Here is a 16786-nt window from a genome sequence, read left to right as displayed (position 1 = left end):
ATGGAAGCAGTCTCGTACACCGCACAGTGGATGGCCGCGGCCCGCGCACAGGAGTCCGAGCGGGAGGACCCGCTGTTCGTCGACCCGCTGGCCCGCGACCTGGCCGCGCCCAAGGGTTTCGAACTGATCGAGCGGTACGTCGGTGGCGGCGTGCTCCCGTTCATCTCCATCCGGACCCGGTTCCTGGACGACGCCATCGGGGAGGTCCTCGCCGGGAGCGGGATCCAGCAGGTCGTGCTGATCGCGGCGGGCATGGACACCCGCGCGTTCCGGCTCGACTGGCCGGACGGCACCGAGCTCTACGAGGTGGACCACGCCGCACTGATCGCCGAGAAGCGGCGCCGGCTCGACGCGCTGGGGGCCGAACCGCGCACCGACCGGCGCGAGGTCTCCGCCGACCTCACCCAGGAGTGGCTGCCCTCCCTGGAGGCCGCGGGCTTCGACCGCACCCGGCCGACCCTGTGGGTCGCCGAGGGGCTGACCTTCTTCCTCACCGAGGAGCAGGCCGGCGGGCTGCTGCGGCTGCTCGCCTCCGCTTCCGCACCCGGCAGCCACCTGGCCTTCGACGTCCTCGGGCGCGCCATGCTGCGCAGCCCGTTCTCGAAGCGCTTCCTGGACGCCCTCGCCGCCGACGGCACGCCGTGGATCTTCGGCACCGACGAGCCCGAGGAGTTCCTGACCGCGCACGGCTGGAAGACCACCGACCTGCGCGAGCCCGGCCAGCCCGGCGCCGGTGAGGGCCGCTGGCCCTACGAGGTCCAGCCGCGGGGTCGCCGCGGCGCCAACCGGCTGTGGCTGATCCGCGCCGAGGTCGTGACGGGCTGATGGGGCACGCGACCACCGACCGGCCCCCGGCCGACCGCTCCGCGGCCACGGAGCGCCGGATCACCCTGGAGCGGATCGAGTCGTACCTGCCCGAACGCAGCGTACGGATCGAGGAGCTGGGCGAGCGGCTGGGCCTGCACCGGGCCCAGCTCGGGGTGTTCCGCAAGTTCTACGGGCTGGACACCCTCCGCTTCGACCCCGGGCTCCCGCTGATCGACCTGCTGCGGCCCGCCGCCCGCGCCGCTCTGGACGCCCTGCCCGAGCACGGCCGGGTGGACTACCTGGCGTACGCGCACACCACCCAGGCGGTGGCCCCGCCCGACGTGGACATCGCCCAGGTGGTCGGCGAGGACCTCGGTCTCCGCGACGCCGAGGCCTTCGGCTTCAGCCACCAGGCCTGTGTCAGCAGCCTGGGCGCCATCGAGGTGCTGGGCGAACTGCTCCGCGCGGAGGGCGCCGAGGGCGCGTACGCCCTGATGGTCACCGGCGAACAGGCGTACTCGCCGATGGTCCAGCACATCCCCAACACCTCGATCATGGCCGATGCCGCGGCCTCCTGCCTGATCACCCTGGACGGTGCGGGCGATGTGGTCCGGTCCTTCGCCATCCGGACGCTCGGCGAGTACGCCCAGTGGCTGGAGCTGACCCCTCAGCAGAACACCGAGTTCGGCGAGCAGTACGGCAGAAGGATCGCCGATGTCATCCACGAAGCCCTGAAGGACGCCGGGTTGAGCCTCGACGAGGTCGACCTGGTGATCCCGCACAACGTCAACAAGCTGGCCTGGCGGCAGACCATCAAGGAGCTGGAGGTGGAGCCGGAGAAGGTGTTCCTGGACAACGTCCCGCGCTTCAGCCACACCTACGCCTCGGACGTCTTCGTCAACTACACCACCCTGCGGGACGCGGGCCGCCTGGTCGACGGCGCCCACTACCTGCTGGTCTCCGTCGGGCTCGGCGCCACCTTCGGCGCGATGGTGATCACGCACCGGGCGGGAGGCCTGGCCTGATGGAACGTCAGGAACTGCTGCGGACCATCGGGAAGGCGCTCAGCGAGGTGCTGGAGCGGCCGGTCGGCGGGCTCATGGAGGAGACCGCGCTCTTCGACGAGCTGCAGCTCACCTCCATCGCCGTACTGGGGATGCTGATGAGCGTCGAGGAGGCGACCGGGATCTCGGTCGACCCGGAGGGGCTCGACATCGACCACCTGAGGACGCTCGGCTCCTTCGCCGACTACGTCGAGGCCGCGATCCGCGCGGAGGAGGGGGCGTCATGAACCGTGCCGCAGCGAGGCGTCCTGAGTCCGCTCACCGTCCGCGCCGCAGAGGGGGCGTCATGAACCGCGCCGCAGCGAGGCGTCCTGAGTCCGCTCACCGTCCGCGCCGCAGAGGAGACGTCATGAACCGCGCCGCAGAGGAGACGTCATGAGCACACTCGCCCTACGGGCCGCCGCTTCGGTGCGCGCGCCGCGGGGCCGGGCGGCGGAGGGCGTTCCGGCCGCACTCGACTACTTCCGCGATCTGCTCACCCCCTTCGGGGAGAAGCCGGACGGGGAGCTGCTGAGCCGGGGCCCGCACGTCCACCACCGCGACCTGGTGGACCTGCTCGTCGCCGACGAGGGCGTCGGCGGGAGCCGGCCGGAGCTGGCCATCGTCGCGCACGCCCTCCCGGACGTGGTCCCGTTCACCGCCGTCGCCCCACACCTGACCGAACACCTCGGCGGCCGGGCGGTGAACTTCGCTATCGGCCATCAGGGTCTGGCCGCGCCCTTCACGGCGCTGCGGATCGCCTCGGCGTACCACCGCTCGGGGCGGGCGGCGGAGGTGGTGATCGCGGTGCTGGAGCAGACCACCTTGCCCATCGCCCTTCCGCTGGTCCAGGAGACCCCGCTGACCGACTCGGCGGCCGCCCTGGTCCTCGCGGCCTCGGCCGGGGCCGGGCTGCGGTTCGTCCGGGCGCACGCGGCGGGTTCGGCCGCGGCAGCGCTGGGCCGGGAGCTGGAAGAGGACGGGACGCTGCTGGTCCTCGGCCCCTGGGTCACCGAGGACGTCCCGGCCCACGGCGAGGTGCACCGGGTGGCCCCGGGCAGCTACTGCACCAGCCTCTGGCTGGAGCTGGCCGACCACTGGCAGGAGTGGCAGCGCGAGTACCGGCGGATCGTGCTGTGCGACACGGACCCGCGCTCCGGCCGCACCCATGTGGCGCTGTTCGCCGCCGCTCCCTAGCGCACCGGTCCGGGGCCGGACCCGCGAGGCGTCCGGCCCCGGCCACCACAGACATCGCACGAGGCAGACGAGGCAGTGGAAGGGAAGGCGGGAAGACGATGACGACGGCCGAGGACCGGACCATCAGGCTGGACTCCGCGAGATCCGGGTCCGGCCCGGCGACCTGGGGGCAGCGGGCGATCTGGGGGGTCGTCTCCCGGCTCGGCGACGATGCCCCCCGGTACAACCTGCCGGTCGACCTCGCCGTCTCCCCGCCCCGCCCGGTCGACCGGGTCCTCGCGGACCTGAGGGAGCTGCTCCTGCTCCACGACAGCCTGCACACCCGGTTCCTGCCGCATGCGGCGGACGGTGGGAACGACCCGGACCAGCTCGACGGACTGGAGCAGGTCGTCGACGGCAGCGGTGAGCTTCCGGTGGCGATCCGTACGAGCTCGGCGGAGCTGGCCCCGGAGGTGGGCGCCGCCCTGCTGGGGCAGCTGGCCGGGCGCTCCTTCGACCACACCCGGGAGTGGCCGCTGCGGGCCGGCCTGGTGGAGAGCGGGGGCCTGGTCCACCGCCTGGTGCTGGTCGGCGCGCACACCGGGATGGACTACTGGGGCCTGGGCCGGCTCCTCCGTGACCTGGAGTCCATCCAGGCGGGGGAGACCGCCGAGTCGCTGCGCGCCTCCCGCCCCGCCCTCCAGCCCCTGGAGGCCGCGGAGGTCCAGGCGTCCCCGCTCGGCCGCCGCCGGGACGAGGCGGCCCGCCGCTACTGGGTCGAGCAGCTGACGGCCGGCCCCCGGCAGATCTTCCGGAACCCCGCCGCCCCGGAGCTCCGCGACGACCCCACCCGGCGCTTCCCCAACGCGCTGCTGCGCTCGCCCGCGCTGGCGGTCGCCGTAGGGCGGGTGGCGCAGGAGCTGGGGGTGAGCGACGCCGCCGTGCTGCTGGGCGCGGTCTCCCACCAGCTGGCCCTGGCCTCCGGCAGCGGTGACGTGCTCTTCCAGGTGGTGGTGGGCAACCGCTTCCAGCCGGCCGCCGCCGCGGCGGTCTCCACGGTGGCACAGGAGGCGCTGTTCCGGCTCACCGACGCGGACCGGGACTTCGAGGACGCGGTGCGGCGGACCCGGTCGGTCGCGTTCGGCGCGTTCCGGCACGCCGCGTACGACAAGTGGGCGCTGGACCGGGAGGTGGCGGGGCTGATCGAGCAGGAGGCGGCGGCCGACCACTCGTACTGGTGGAACGACACCCGCGACCCGGCCGTCGGCCCGTTCGACACCGTGGAGCGGCCGGAGGTCCCGCTGAGCGAACTGACCGCCCGGACGGAGCTGCACTGGCCGACGGAGTTCCTGCCCCGCAGGAACGTCTCGATCGCGGTGGACGCGCTGACCGCCCCGGGCGCCCTGGACCTGGCCATGACCGCCGACCCGGCCGTCATCAGCCGTACCGGCATGGAGCAGTTCCTCCGCGGGGTCGAGCGGTCGATCGTGGCCAAGGCGATCAAGTTGGGGGACCGATGAGCAAGCGGTACGCGGGGATCGCCTGGACGGAGACGGGCTACCGGGTCGAGGTCCTGGACGACACGGGACGCCACGTGGCCGAGCCGAGGAGCTGGGACGGCGGCCAGGTCGGCGAACTCATCGCCTGGCTAGGGGGGTTGGGTGACGGCCCGGCCCCGGCGGTGGTCCTGGACAGCACCAACGGGCTGCTCGACGGGCCGATGACGGCGGCCGGTCTGGAGGTGTACCGCGCGGACCCCTGGCTGCTGCCGCCGCGCCCCCGGTTCGGCTCCGTCCCGGCCGGGCAGCTCGCGGAGCAGGCCCGTACCGCGCCCGGCGCGCCGGCCCGGGTGACCGCCGAGGGCGGCACGCTGACCGGCCGCGCCGAGGAGTACTTCGACGGCGTACGGCGCGGCGAGCCGGCCCGGGCGGCGCTGACGGAGGCCGGGGGCTGCTTCGACCACGGCCGCCGGGACGACCGGCGGGTGGCGCTCACCTTCGACGACGGCCCCGACCCGGTGTACACCCGCCAGGTGGTGGAGATCCTGGAGCGGTACGGGGCCCGGGCGACCTTCTTCTGCGTCGGCCACCATGTCGCGGCGCTGCCCGAGGAGGTACGGCGGATCGCCTCGTACGGCCACGAGCTGGGCAACCACTCCTGGTCGCACCCCTTCCTGCCCGACCTGACGCCGGCCGAGCTGCGCGAGCAACTGGACCGTACGGCGGAGGAGCTGGACCGGGTGACCGGCGCGGTCCCGACCTGGTTCCGACCGCCGTACGGGGCCCTGACCCCCGAGGTGCTGGCCGCACTGGAGGGGCATCCGACGACCCTGGCGATGTGGGACGTGGATGCCCGCGACTGGTCGAGGCCGGGGCCCGAGCAGATCGCCGCGACCGTCCTGGAGGGCGCCGGCCCGGGCTCGGTGGTGCTGATGCACGAGGGCGCCGGCGACCGCGCCCAGACCGTACAGGCCCTCCCGTCGATCATCGAGGGCCTGCTGGAGCGCGGCCTGGAACTGGTCACCGTGGGGGAACTGGCGGCAATGGCCGGCCCCACCGCCGGCGCTTGACCACGCCGCCGCAGAAGACCTGATGGAGCCCCCGATGAAGGCCCCGACATCCGACCACCGACCGAAGGATATGAACGGCCATGGAAGAGCGCTTGGCAGAGCATGCGGCGGCCGAATCCCCTCCGCCACCGCCGAAGGACGGCCCCGCCGGACCCGGCGATGGCCCCTCCGCGGGGGAGCCGACGATCTGGTCCCGTAACTTCACGTACTACTTCGTCGGCCGCAGCGCGGGTCTGCTCAGCTGGGCCATGCTGCCGGTCGCGGTGGCGGCCGGCCTGCTCATCGACGGGTACGGTCTGGACACGGCGGGCTACTCCATGGCCTTCCTGGTCGCCCCGTTCGCCGGCCTGGTGCTGTTCGGCGGGGTGCTGGCCGACCGGTTCACCGCCCGCCGGATGATGATCATCGCGGATCTGGCCAACCTGACCGCCCACATCCTGCTCGCCCTCCTCTTCATCCACGGCATCGACCACCTCTGGCAGCTGTACTCCCTGCTGGTGGTCGCCGGTACCGCCAACGCGCTCTTCCAGCCCGGCGCCGCCTCCACCGTCCCGCTGGTCTCCCGGGACGTGCAGGGCGCCAACGGCGTCCTGCGCACCTCGGAGGCGATCACCGGCCTCGGCGGACCGGCGCTGGCCGGAACCCTGGTCGGGTTCGGCTCCACCGGCTGGGTGATGGTGATCTCCGCCGTGGCCTACGGGACCAGCGCCCTCTGCCTGTTCGCGCTCCGGCTCGGCGTGGTGCCCGCCCCTCCGGCCGGGGAGTCCATGTGGCACAACCTGGCGGTCGGCTGGCGGGAGTTCTGGTCCCGCGGCTGGCTCTGGGGCGTCATCGTGATCTGGATGTTCTACGCGGTGCTCGCCTGGGGGCCGCAGCTCTCGCTGGCCGCCGGTGTCATCGTGCCCGAGCACGGGGCGCGCGCCTTCGGCCTGGTCAACGCCGCGCTGGGCGCCGGAACCATCATCGGTGGGCTGCTGGCGATCCGCTACAAGCCCGAACGCCCGCTCGCCGCCGGGGCCGTGGCCATGATGGCGTACCCGATATACCCCCTCGGCATCGTGCTCGGCTGGCCGGTCTGGATGCTCGCGGTCGCCCAGGTCGCGGTCGGGACGGGGATCGGCATCTGGGGCGTCATGTGGTCCACCAGCGTGCAGACCCAGGTGCCGGGCGAGATGCTCAACCGCATCCACGCGTACGAGGTCGCGGGCTCCGTCGGCATGTACCCGATCGGCAGCGCGCTGGCCGGCCCCGCCGTCGGCCTGTTCTCCACCAAGGCGGTGCTCATGGTCGGCGTCGTGGTCTCCTTCCTCACCGCCTCCGCGCTGCTGGCCGCCCGCCCGATCCGCACCCTGCGCCGGGTGCCGGACCGGCTCTGAACACCCCCGGACCGGGCCCCGCCCGGTGGCGTACGCCCGCCGAGGGCGTGCACTACGCGGTCGGCCGGAACGCGGAGGTGCTGGACGCGCTGCCCGTCGCCGCGAGGGACCGGGCGGCCGCCGCGCACCTGCCGCCGTGGCGCGCCGAGGAGCACACCGCCTCGCGGACGCTGCTGCGCGCCCTGCTGCGGACGGTCGGCGAGGACCTCCGGGGCGGTCCGGTCGCCGCCCGTCCGAGCGGTCGGCCGTATCTGCCCGGCCGGCCCGACCTGGGGGTGAGCCTCTCGCACTCCGCCGGCTGGGTCGCCGCGGCCGTCGGCGTCAACCGTGACGTCGGCGTCGACGTGCAGATCCCCGTCGCCGCCGGCGACCACCTGCTGCGCCTGTGCTGCTCCCCCGCGGACGCCGAGGCGCTCTCCGCCCTGCCGGAGGAGAGGCGCAGACGCGAGTTCGCCTGGATCTTCACGGTCCAGGAGGCATGTGTGAAGGCCCTCGGCGCCGGCCTGTCCGGCCGCCCCTGGAGCGTGCCGGTGCCCCTCGGCCGGCAGGCGGGCGCCTGGGGGCGGGTGAGCTGGAGCGCCCCGCGCGACCGGCAGCCGGTACCGGTGGGCTGCGCCTGGACCGGGCCGCCGGTACGGGAGGGGGAGGCGACGGCTCAGGGCGTGGCCGCGCAGAGGTCCTGGGTGCAGAACGAGGCGGCGGCCACCCTGGCCGACTCCGCGTACGTGGCGTCCCACTCGTCGTCCGGTCCGGCGACCAGGATCACCCACCGTACCTCCTCCTCGTCGACGAACCCGCGGAGCAGCGCCCGCCGCAGCGTTCCGTCGGCGCGCGGCACGCGGTACTCCAGTTCGGCGGTGCCTGTGGGGTCGGAGGTGTCCAGCTCCTCCAGCCGGACGCGCTGGTAGCCGTCGGTCCTGCCCATGATCCGGTCCGTCTCCGTCAGCGCGTCGACCGGTGTGAAGCCCGGTTCGGAGATCCGGTAGACCTGGAGCAACCCGTCCCCGCCATCCGTCTCGTAGTAGACGACGACACCCTCCTCACGCTGCTCCTCCCTGCGCTCCCAGCCCTCTCTGACCTGCACCTGGAAGCCCTCGGTGTCCTCCTGGACCTCGAACCCCGGCGGCGGTCCGGTCGCGGCCCCGGCGTCCGTGCCGTCGGTCCCGTCCGTGCCGTCGGTCCCGTCCGTCCCGTCCGTCCCGTCCGTCCCGTCCGTCCCGGTGGCGCCTTCGTCCGGTTCCGAGGGGTCCGTCTCCCCGGTGGTGGCCTCCGCCGACGTCTCGGCACCCTGTGCCTCGTCGTCGCCGAACAGCAGCAGCCCGCCCCCGAAGGTGACCGTGCTCAGCACGGCCGCGGCCACGACGGCGGCAGCCGCCAGCAGTCCCCGTTCCTTGACCCGCCGCCACCGGGACTCCGGGGCGGGGGAGGGCTCCCAGCGCTGGTTCGCCGCGTCCCATCCGCTCATGTCAGCATTCCGTTGATCACCCCGGCGGCCACCCCGGCCGCCGTCTGCTCGCCCACGGACCGCGCCGCCCGGGCCGTCAGCGCCCCCAGCCGCCGCAGCCGGCCCCGCTCCACCGCCCCGGTGTCCCGGATCTCCCGCTCGGCCTCGGCGGCCTCCGCCCCCACCTCGCCCGGATCGCCGCGCAACAGCACGAGCGCGTCGATGAGTTGCGGGGTCGCCTCGATGAACCGGTCCGACCGGTCGACGGCCTGCGCGCCGGGACCCGAGGCCGCCGCACCGCCGGTCATCCGTCCGATGGAGATGCCGCCGGGAAGCGGCACCGCGACGGGCGGCGGTCCGCCGACGTCGCCCGGCCGGCCGATCCGCCGGCCGGCGTCCTCCGCCCTCGCCTCCCGGCCCGCGGCCGTGGCTCCCCCGCCGAACTCGCCGATGACGATCCCGCCCGGTGCGTCCGTGCCCGCCGGCCCGTCGCCGGAGCCGGCCGCCCGCTCGCCGTTCTCCGCCTCGTCCTGTCCGCCCATGTCCCTCTCCCCGCTGTCCCGTTCGCCGCTCTCGCCGTTCATCAGGTGCCCTCCCGCCGGCTCACCGGCCGGCCGTCCCGTCAGCGGATCATCTGGCGCACGGCTCCGCCGGCCCGCGCCCTGGCGCCTCGGCCCGTCGCCACGGCTCCTCCGCTCATCGCCCCGATGTAGACCCCGCCGTTGCTCACCTCGATGATCTGCTGCTCCAGCCGTCCCGTGTCGTGGCCCTTCTCGATCAGGGCCTGGAGGGCCCCCGTGCCGATGCGTTCCTGGATCGTCCTGAGGTAGCGGCTGACGTCCATCCGCTGCAACGTCGACTTCCCCGGCAGGGAGGCCAGTTCGCGTACGGATGCCGCCGCTCCCTCGGCCGGCATGTCCAGCGCGCTGCCCCGCAGCCGGTGGCGTACCGCTCGGCGGACCTCACCGGTCACCGTGCGCGTGGCGGAGAGGACCGCCGCCACCCCGGAGGCGGGGGCGCAGAGCAGTGCTCGCGCCGCAGAGGTCGCCGGGAGGGAACGGCCCCGCTCGACCAGGACGTCGACGAGTGCGAACGCCGGATCGAGCGGGTCCAGTACGTGCGGCACGACCTCCAGCACCAGCAGCTCGCCCTGGGTGTGCACGCGTACCAGTACGGAGACCACCACCTGGTGGTCCCACGCGGCGACCCGGACCCGCAGGAAGTGCCGTCGCGCCTCGCCGCCCTCGCCGACCGCGGCCGACCGGTGCGACTCCGTGGCGGCCGCCCCGTGGTCGACCTGGTTCCTCGCCGGCCCCGACGGCAGGTAGACCAACTCGTCGATCTCCACACCCCTGAGCCGGTCCAGGCCCGAGGGGGGTGAGGGCAGCCGGCCGAGGTCCGCCAGCCGCTCGCCCACGCAGCCGAGCACCCCGGCCGCGGTGAGCGGCTCGGCGTCCGTCCCCGGCCTGCGGCGCAGGTCCATCACGAGCGACCAGGACGGCAGGGCACTCCCCGACCCGACGAACGGCCGGGACGGTTCGTACAGGACGATCCCCGATGTCTGCTCCCGGTCGATGGCGCGGCCGATCTCCCGCAGCCATCCCGGGCCGGTCAGCTCCTCGCGGGGCTGTTCGCCGAAGACCTCGGCGCCCAGCCGACCGTGCATCACCGCCTCCACCGCGTTGCGGTGCCGCCACACGGGGATCACCATCAGCAGCGGGAAGACCACCGCCATCCAGTTCCCGGCGTGGTTCCACACGGCGACCAGCGCCGAGGCCCAGTACAGGGCCATCAGCACCTGGGGGACGAGCGCCACCAGCCGGCCGCGGCCCCGGCCCCGGCCCCGCAGGCCGTCCAGGGAGTAGACACTGGTGCCGCGTCCCGAGGCGCTCCGTGCCGCCCACAGCAGCGCGCTCACGATGGCGTAGTTCCACGCCCAGAGCCCGGAGCCCGGACCGTGCCACGAGGTGTCCAGCACGCCCAGCAGGTCGGTGGGGAGGAAGAAGTCCTGCTCCACATAGCTGTGGCCGTACGCCTCGGCCAGGCTCCAGGAGGTCATCCAGCCGAAGCTCTCGCCGAAGTAGTCCGCCAGCAGGAAGAGCACCCCCAGGAGCGCGACCCAGCCGCCGGCGCGTAACTCGAGCCCGCGTGCCCGTAACGCGTGGGCCAGCACCGGCACGATGTCGACACCGGCCGAGGGGGCCACCGTCCGCCCGCTGTGCTCGACCAGCTCCGACACGACCCTGCGCCGGAAGCGCGCCCGCAGGTAGGGGCCCGCGCAGAGCAGACGGGTGGTCTCGGTGCGGGCGTCCTCGATCCGAGGCGGCTGCGGTGACGGGGAGGGAGGCCGAGGCCCGGGGGGCGGCGTCGGCTGGGCGGGGACTGTCAAGTTTGCCCCAATTCCTCATTCATAGCTGCGAGTTACAAGGAAATGTTCCTTATGAGGACGCAAACTTTAGAGCAACCGGTGGGGATGCGTCACGCTTTCGGCGCAGCCCGTCAGTACCTGAGGGCAACCTCAGTCCGGCGCCTCGCCCGGATAGGTGGTCTCGAACGCCGCGTGGAACAGGGCCGTGACGTCCCTACCCGTGAGGCCTTCGGTGCGGGCCTGGTGCATCCACGCGGTCAGGGACGCGCGCAGCGGTGAGTCGGGGCCGGACTGGGGCTGGGCGAGGGAGCGGGTGATGAACGTGCCCGCCCCCTGGCGCACCTCGGCCAGGCCCGCCCGTTCCAGTTCGCGGTAAGCCTTGAGCGTGGTGTTCGGGTTGACCTTGGTCTCCGCCGCGACCTGCGCGGCGGTGGGCAGCCGGTCGCCCTCCTCCAGCGCCCCCATGCGCAGCGCCTGCTCGACCTGGCGGACGATCTGGAGGTACGTCGCCACCCCGCTGCGCCGGTCGATGCGGAACACGACCACGGACTTCACCTTCCGCTCGAATGCCGACACTTTACGTAAGGGATGCGCACCGCCCCTACAGCGGGCGGCGCGAGACCCGCCACACCACGAACCCCGTGAGGAGCGCCGTCGCGGCGAGCAGAAGACCGGCCGCGGTCCACTGCATCGCCGCCATCTGCTCGTAGTCGAGGTACTCGATGACGTCGTTGACGATGCCGTGCTTCTCGACGCACGCGTTCTGCGCCTGCTCGGTGGCCTCGGCGCAGGTGCCCCATCCGAACAGGTCCCCGTCCGCGTTGCCGACCCAGCGGTCCACCTCGTACGCCTCGTCGAAACGGGCCGGGAGTTCGGTGTCCTTGGGGTACGTGAACATCCGGGTGGAGCCGAGACGGGGCCGGACCATGTCCGCGGCCATCTCGGTGACGAAGGTGAAGACCAGCGTGAGCCCCATGGCGGGGAGCACCCGGCGCGCCAGGACGCCGATGGTGATGCCTGCGGCGGTCATGAAGAGGAGGAGCGCGGGCAGGACCGGGCCCGTGTTGTCGAAGATCGGGCCTTCGATCCACTCGCTGGTGAAGAAGGAGCGGTGCGGCTCCCACCACCAGGTGAACGCGGCCGAGAGGACCAGGCCGCAGACCAGGGCGAGGGTGTAGGCGAGACCGAGCTTGGCGATCACCCACTGGCGGCGGGTCACGGACTGCGTGGTGGCCAGCTGCGCGGTGCCGTTCTCCCGGTCGCCCGCGATCAGCGGGGCGCCGACGAAGAAGGCGAGGATCAGCGGGAGGCCGTTGAGGAGCCCGGAGAGGTAGCCGTAACTCTCGCTGTCCTGGAGCGAGTACGCGACCTCCTTCTCCGGCCGGCCGGCCGCGTCGAGCAGCTGGACCAGCTCATGGCGCTGGTAGACGATCCAGAGCGTGCCGAGCACGGTGAGGCCGAGGACACAGAAGATCGCGGTCCGGTGCTGGCGTACGACCAGCCAGGGCAGCCCGCGCAACAGGCGCGGCCTGGGGCGGTGTTCGGCGGGGGTCTCGGTCAGGGTGGGGGTGCTCATGCGGCCTGGGTCCCTTCGGCTTCGACGCGGGCGCCCTGGGTGTAGAGCGAGGGTGCGTCCGGTGAGCGGAGATGGGCGAGCAGCACCTCTTCCAGGGAGGGTTCGGCGCTCTCCCAGTCGGCGGGCAGCGGGCCCTTCGGCCGGATCATCGCCTGGAACTGCCGTCCCTGGACGCGGGTTTCGACCACGGTGTGCCGGTCGAGCTCGGGCGGCAGGGAGCCGTCCCGGGTCACTCCCGTCACCAGGGTGTGGGCCGGCACCAGCGCGTCGGCGTCCCCGGCCATCCGGATCCGGCCGTCCGCGACCACCAGCAGGTAGTCGCACATGTCCTCCAGCTCGGTCAGCAGATGCGAGGACATCACCACCGTGGTGCCGCGCTCGACGGCCTCCGCCATCAGCAGCGTGCTCATCTCGTCGCGGGCCAGCGGGTCGAGGTCCGACATCGGCTCGTCCAGGAGCAGCAGGTCGGGGCGTTTGCCGAAGGCGAGCGCGAAGGCGACGCGGGTGCGCTGGCCGCCGGAGAGCGTACCGATCCTCGCGTGGAGCGGGATGTTGCCGGAGCGGACGATCCGCTCGGCCGCCGCCGCGTCCCAGCCCGGGTTGAGCTCGGCGCCCATCCGCAGGGTGTCGGCCACGGTGAACCGCTTGAACAGCGGCTTGTCCTGGCCGAGGAAGGCGAACCTCGGCATCACGGCGGGGTCGTCGACGGGCACGCCGAAGATCTGCAACTCGCCGACGCTCGGCGTGACCTGACGGGCCGCCAGGCCGAGCAGGGTGCTCTTACCCGCGCCGTTCGGGCCGACCAGTCCGCAGATGCGTCCGGCCGGGATGCGGAAGGAGCAGTCCTGCAACGCCCAGCCGCGGAAGTAGCGCTTGCCCAGGCCGCGGGCCTCCAGTGCCCAGCTGCCCGGAGATCCGTCGGGAGTGCTTGTGTCTGCCACGCGACTCGCCTCGATTCCATTAGTCAATTAATGGAATCATGGTGTTCTCGGGGAATGCCTGTCAAGCGCACGCCGACGCGTGCGCGATCACCACCGTGATTCCGCCACCGTCCAGGATCACCACCGTGATTCCGCCACCGTCCAGGATCACCGCCGTGATCCCGGCACGGTCCGGCCGGAAGGCGCCAGGTCAGCCCCGCGACGGGGGCGCGCAGCCCAGCACCAGCTCCACCGCCGCGTCCAGGCAACCCCGTTCGGGAGCCGTCAGGAACGGGTTCTCCCGCTGCCGGGCCCGGGCGCGCGCCAGATCTTCGGCGTCGGCGCCCCCGTCCCCGGCCAGCTCCGCGAGGAGCGCCGCCAGCAGCGTGCGGGCCTCGTCCTCCGGCGCCGGGAACTGCGGGTCGAGCGCCACCCGGGCCAGGGTCAGCGCCGACATCGCCCGGTCGAAGCCGGGCGGGCCCTCCGTCGCGGTGGACCAGTCGATCACCACCGGCCCCCGGTCCGTCAGCATCACGTTCAGCGGGTGCAGGTCGAGGTGGAGGATGCGGTCCTGCGGATCGGCCGAGACCCGGGGCGGGATCGCGTGCAGTTCGCGCAGCAACCGGGCGAGCAGCGCGCCCCCCTCGGCGGCGCCCAGGGTTCCCGCCACCAAGGCCTCGGACATGGTCGGGCCGGTCAGCCGCTGCAGCACCAGGTCCGTGGGGCGGGCCCCCTCGGCGGGCGGTCCGATGCGCGGCACCGGATACCCGAAGGCGCGGACGTACGACATCAGGGCCAGCTCCTGCGTGGTGTCGGAGCGGTCGCGGTAGCGGCGAAGGACCCAGGAGCCGTCGATTTCGTATACGTCGGCGGTGCGTCCCGAGCCCAGAAGTTGCCCTGTGTGCATGGGGCCGAACCTACCCGGGCGTAGCACCGATGGGGAGACGCCCGCGCTGCCTCGCGCGCGGAGGAGGCCGCTCCCCGTTCCGGCAGGCCCCCATAACGCGGGGGGAGGGGGCGAACGGGATCTCCTGCGCCGGTTCGGCCCGCGGCTACGGTGACGGCAATTCCCTGGTCCGGACCAACCCCCACCGGGCCCGGGACACCCCCCTGGAACAAGGAGAGTTACGTGGAGAACACCACCGCGCTCCGCAGACGCGTACGCGCCACCGCGACCGCCACCGTGGCCGTGGGCGCGCTCGCACTCGCCGGACTGACCGGAGTGGCGTCCGCCGACCCGCCCGCGGCCACCACCCCTGCCGTCTCCGCCGACAGCCTCCCGCCCGGACTGCTGGCCGCCATGGAACGCGACCTCGGACTCGGCGCGGACGCGGCCAGGACCCGGATCGCGGGCGAGTACCGCGCCGCGGCCGTCGCCGCCGGTCTGGAGAGGACCCTCGGCGCCAGCTTCGCCGGGGCCCGGGTCAGCGGGGACCGGGCGGACCTCACCGTCTCCACCACCGACGCCTCCGAGGCCGCCCGCATCACGGCGGAGGGGGCCAGGGCCGAGGTCGTCGGCCACAGCCTGGAGCGGCTCGAAGCGGTCAAGGAACGGCTCGACGGGGCGGCGCTGAGCAAGGCGCCGAAGAACGTGCCCGTCTGGTACGTGGACGTCGAGGCCAACCGGGTCGTCGTGAACGGAGCGAGCACCTCGGCCGCCGAGGCGTTCGTGAAGGCCGCCGGGGTCGGCGGCCGGCTGGTCACCGTCGCCCGGTCCACCGAGCAGCCCCGCGCCCTGGCGGACATCCGCGGCGGCGACGCGTACTACATGAACGGAGGCGGTCGCTGTTCCGTCGGCTTCTCCGTGACGCGCGGCACCCAGAACGGCTTCGTCACCGCCGGCCACTGCGGCCGTACCGGCACCACCACCAACGGCGTCGACCAGCAGGCCCAGGGCACCTTCCAGGGCTCGACCTTCCCCGGCCGCGACTACGCCTGGGTCGCCACCAACGCCAACTGGGTGCCGAGGCCCCTGGTCAACGGCTACGGGCGCGGCGACGTGAGCGTCACCGGCTCCACCCCGTCCGTCGTCGGCGCCTCGGTCTGCCGCTCCGGTTCCACCACCGGCTGGCACTGCGGCACGATCCAGCAGCTCAACACCAGCGTCACCTACCCGGAGGGCACCATCTCCGGCGTGACCCGCACCACCGTCTGCGCCGAACCGGGCGACTCCGGCGGCGCGTACATCTCCGGCAGCCAGGCGCAGGGCGTCACCTCCGGCGGCTCCGGCAACTGCTCCTCCGGCGGCACGACGTACTTCCAGCCGCTCCTGCCGGCCTTGGAGGCGTACGGGCTGACGCTCGTCACCAGCGGCGGTGGCAACCCGACCACCCCGCCCACCGACCAGCCGGGCGGCACCTGGGCAGCCGGTACGTCGTACGCCGTCGGCGCCACCGTCACGTACGGCGGAGCGGCCTACCGCTGCCTCCAGGCGCACACGGCCCAGGCCGGCTGGACCCCGGCGGCCGTCCCGGCCCTGTGGCAGCGGGTCTGACCACCGGCCCGGCGCTCGCGCCCGCACCGGCCACCCGCCGGCACACCGAACCTCCTGAACCTCTCCCGCTCCCCGCACCGAGGACTCCGAGGAACCGTCATGACCCCACACATGGACAACGCAACCCCCCATGAGCCGAGCGCGTCCGATGAGGCGTCGGCGGACCGGCGGCGGATCAGCCGCAAAGGTCTCCTGAAGGCCGCCATCGTCGCGGGCGCGGCTCCGCTGCTCGCCGGAGGGGGCGTCGCGCTCGCCCGGGACGCCGCACCGCCGGGCGCAGGCGCTCTCCTGGCCCCCACCCCGCAGTGCGACGACGGCGACGACACGACACCGCCGCAGATGGAGGGCCCGTACTTCAAGCCCGACTCCCCGCGGCGCACCAGCCTGGTGACACCGTCCACCCCCGGCGTACCGCTCACCGTCAGCGGTTACGTCTTCGGCCGGGCGTGCCGGCCCATCTCCGGGGCGCTGCTCGACTTCTGGCAGGCCGACACCGACGGGTCGTACGACATGGCCCGGTTCGCCTTCCGGGGGCACCAGTTCACCGGTGCCGACGGGTCGTTCAGCCTCACCACCGTCGTACCGGGCCTCTACCCGGGCCGCACGCGCCACATCCACGTGAAGGCCCAGGCCCCCGGGGGCCGCATCCTGACCACGCAGCTCTACTTCCCGGGCGAGCCGCGCAACAACACCGACGCCCTGTTCGACCCGGAGCTGCTGATGAACGTCCGCAGCGCCGGCAACGGGCGCCAGGGCACCTTCGACTTCGTGCTGAACGTCGCCCAGACACCCGGCCCGACCGATCCACCCACCGATCCACCCACCGATCCACCCACCGATCCGCCGACCGATCCGCCGGGTGGCACGTGGTCGCCCGGCACCTCCTACCGCGCGGGAGACCGCGTCACCTACGGCGGGGTCGCCTACCGCTGCCGGCAGGCACACCGGTCCGTCACGGGCTGGGAGCCGCCGAACGTCCCCGCGCTGTGGGAACGCGGGTAGACCAGCAGCTG

Annotated in this window: 16 protein-coding genes and 1 pseudogene; 10 read left to right on the top strand and 7 right to left on the bottom strand. The window is 73.4% G+C overall.

Annotation, left to right across the window (positions count from 1 at the left end; genetic code table 11):
- From ACIQAK_RS28195 to ACIQAK_RS28160, 8 genes and pseudogenes are all read left to right on the top strand, one after another.
- Entirely contained in the window at positions 1–825 is an 825-nt protein-coding gene (locus ACIQAK_RS28195) for an SAM-dependent methyltransferase (RefSeq protein ID WP_366391767.1), read from the top strand.
- Complete coding sequence (locus ACIQAK_RS28190; protein ID WP_366391768.1) at positions 825–1832, top strand: ketoacyl-ACP synthase III family protein; 1008 nt, start codon at positions 825–827, stop codon at positions 1830–1832. Before ACIQAK_RS28195 ends, ACIQAK_RS28190 begins: the two co-directional genes overlap by 1 nt.
- Positions 1832–2098 carry an acyl carrier protein gene (locus ACIQAK_RS28185; RefSeq protein WP_366391769.1) on the top strand — a complete coding sequence of 89 codons (267 nt, stop codon included), beginning with the start codon at positions 1832–1834 and terminating at the stop codon, positions 2096–2098. Before ACIQAK_RS28190 ends, ACIQAK_RS28185 begins: the two co-directional genes overlap by 1 nt.
- A 148-nt stretch (positions 2099–2246) precedes the next feature.
- On the top strand, positions 2247–3047 hold the full coding sequence (locus tag ACIQAK_RS28180) for a hypothetical protein (RefSeq protein WP_366391770.1): 801 nt from the start codon (positions 2247–2249) through the stop codon (positions 3045–3047).
- A 98-nt stretch (positions 3048–3145) separates the two neighbouring features.
- Complete coding sequence (locus ACIQAK_RS28175; RefSeq protein ID WP_366391771.1) at positions 3146–4546, top strand: condensation domain-containing protein; 1401 nt, start codon at positions 3146–3148, stop codon at positions 4544–4546.
- Positions 4543–5595 carry a polysaccharide deacetylase family protein gene (locus ACIQAK_RS28170; protein WP_366391772.1) on the top strand — a complete coding sequence of 351 codons (1053 nt, stop codon included), beginning with the start codon at positions 4543–4545 and terminating at the stop codon, positions 5593–5595. The genes ACIQAK_RS28175 and ACIQAK_RS28170 overlap by 4 nt, the downstream gene beginning before the upstream one ends.
- A gap of 80 nt (positions 5596–5675) precedes the next feature.
- A complete protein-coding gene (locus tag ACIQAK_RS28165; protein WP_366391773.1) occupies positions 5676–6971 on the top strand; it encodes an MFS transporter in 1296 nt (431 codons plus the stop codon).
- 47 nt (positions 6972–7018) lie between these two features.
- Positions 7019–7468: pseudogene (locus ACIQAK_RS28160) on the top strand (4'-phosphopantetheinyl transferase family protein); the annotation flags it as partial.
- A gap of 158 nt (positions 7469–7626) precedes the next feature.
- Here ACIQAK_RS28160 and ACIQAK_RS28155 read toward each other — a convergent pair.
- The 7 genes from ACIQAK_RS28155 to ACIQAK_RS28125 all read right to left on the bottom strand — a co-directional run bounded on the left by ACIQAK_RS28155 (position 7627) and on the right by ACIQAK_RS28125 (position 14186).
- On the bottom strand, positions 7627–8436 hold the full coding sequence (locus tag ACIQAK_RS28155) for a hypothetical protein (RefSeq protein ID WP_366391774.1): 810 nt from the start codon (positions 8434–8436) through the stop codon (positions 7627–7629).
- Positions 8433–8999, bottom strand: a complete 567-nt coding sequence (locus ACIQAK_RS28150) for a hypothetical protein (protein ID WP_366391775.1) — start codon at positions 8997–8999, stop codon at positions 8433–8435. The genes ACIQAK_RS28155 and ACIQAK_RS28150 overlap by 4 nt, the downstream gene beginning before the upstream one ends.
- 38 nt (positions 9000–9037) lie before the next feature.
- Positions 9038–10804, bottom strand: coding sequence for a hypothetical protein (locus tag ACIQAK_RS28145; protein ID WP_366391776.1), 1767 nt, complete (start codon positions 10802–10804; stop codon positions 9038–9040).
- A 129-nt stretch (positions 10805–10933) separates the two neighbouring features.
- A complete protein-coding gene (locus ACIQAK_RS28140) occupies positions 10934–11338 on the bottom strand; it encodes a GntR family transcriptional regulator (protein ID WP_366391843.1) in 405 nt (134 codons plus the stop codon).
- A 46-nt stretch (positions 11339–11384) separates the two neighbouring features.
- Positions 11385–12359, bottom strand: coding sequence for an ABC transporter permease (locus ACIQAK_RS28135; protein ID WP_366391777.1), 975 nt, complete (start codon positions 12357–12359; stop codon positions 11385–11387).
- Positions 12356–13300 (bottom strand): ABC transporter ATP-binding protein, encoded by a 945-nt coding sequence (locus tag ACIQAK_RS28130; protein ID WP_366391778.1) that lies wholly within the window; start codon positions 13298–13300, stop codon positions 12356–12358. Before ACIQAK_RS28130 ends, ACIQAK_RS28135 begins: the two co-directional genes overlap by 4 nt.
- A 190-nt stretch (positions 13301–13490) precedes the next feature.
- Complete coding sequence (locus tag ACIQAK_RS28125) at positions 13491–14186, bottom strand: phosphotransferase (protein ID WP_366391779.1); 696 nt, start codon at positions 14184–14186, stop codon at positions 13491–13493.
- A 222-nt stretch (positions 14187–14408) separates the two neighbouring features.
- Between ACIQAK_RS28125 and ACIQAK_RS28120 the strand changes: the two genes are divergently transcribed.
- Positions 14409–15773: a carbohydrate-binding protein gene (locus ACIQAK_RS28120; RefSeq protein WP_366391780.1), complete on the top strand. Its 1365-nt coding sequence runs from the start codon at positions 14409–14411 to the stop codon at positions 15771–15773.
- A 111-nt stretch (positions 15774–15884) separates the two neighbouring features.
- Positions 15885–16775 (top strand): carbohydrate-binding protein, encoded by an 891-nt coding sequence (locus ACIQAK_RS28115; protein WP_366391844.1) that lies wholly within the window; start codon positions 15885–15887, stop codon positions 16773–16775.
- The last annotated feature ends 11 nt before the right edge of the window (positions 16776–16786 follow it).

Source organism: Streptomyces sp. NPDC088706, from assembly GCF_044752765.1.
Lineage (GTDB): Bacteria > Actinomycetota > Actinomycetes > Streptomycetales > Streptomycetaceae > Streptomyces.
Note: the sequence above shows the minus strand (reverse complement) of the source record. Positions and strands in the feature narration are given on the sequence as shown.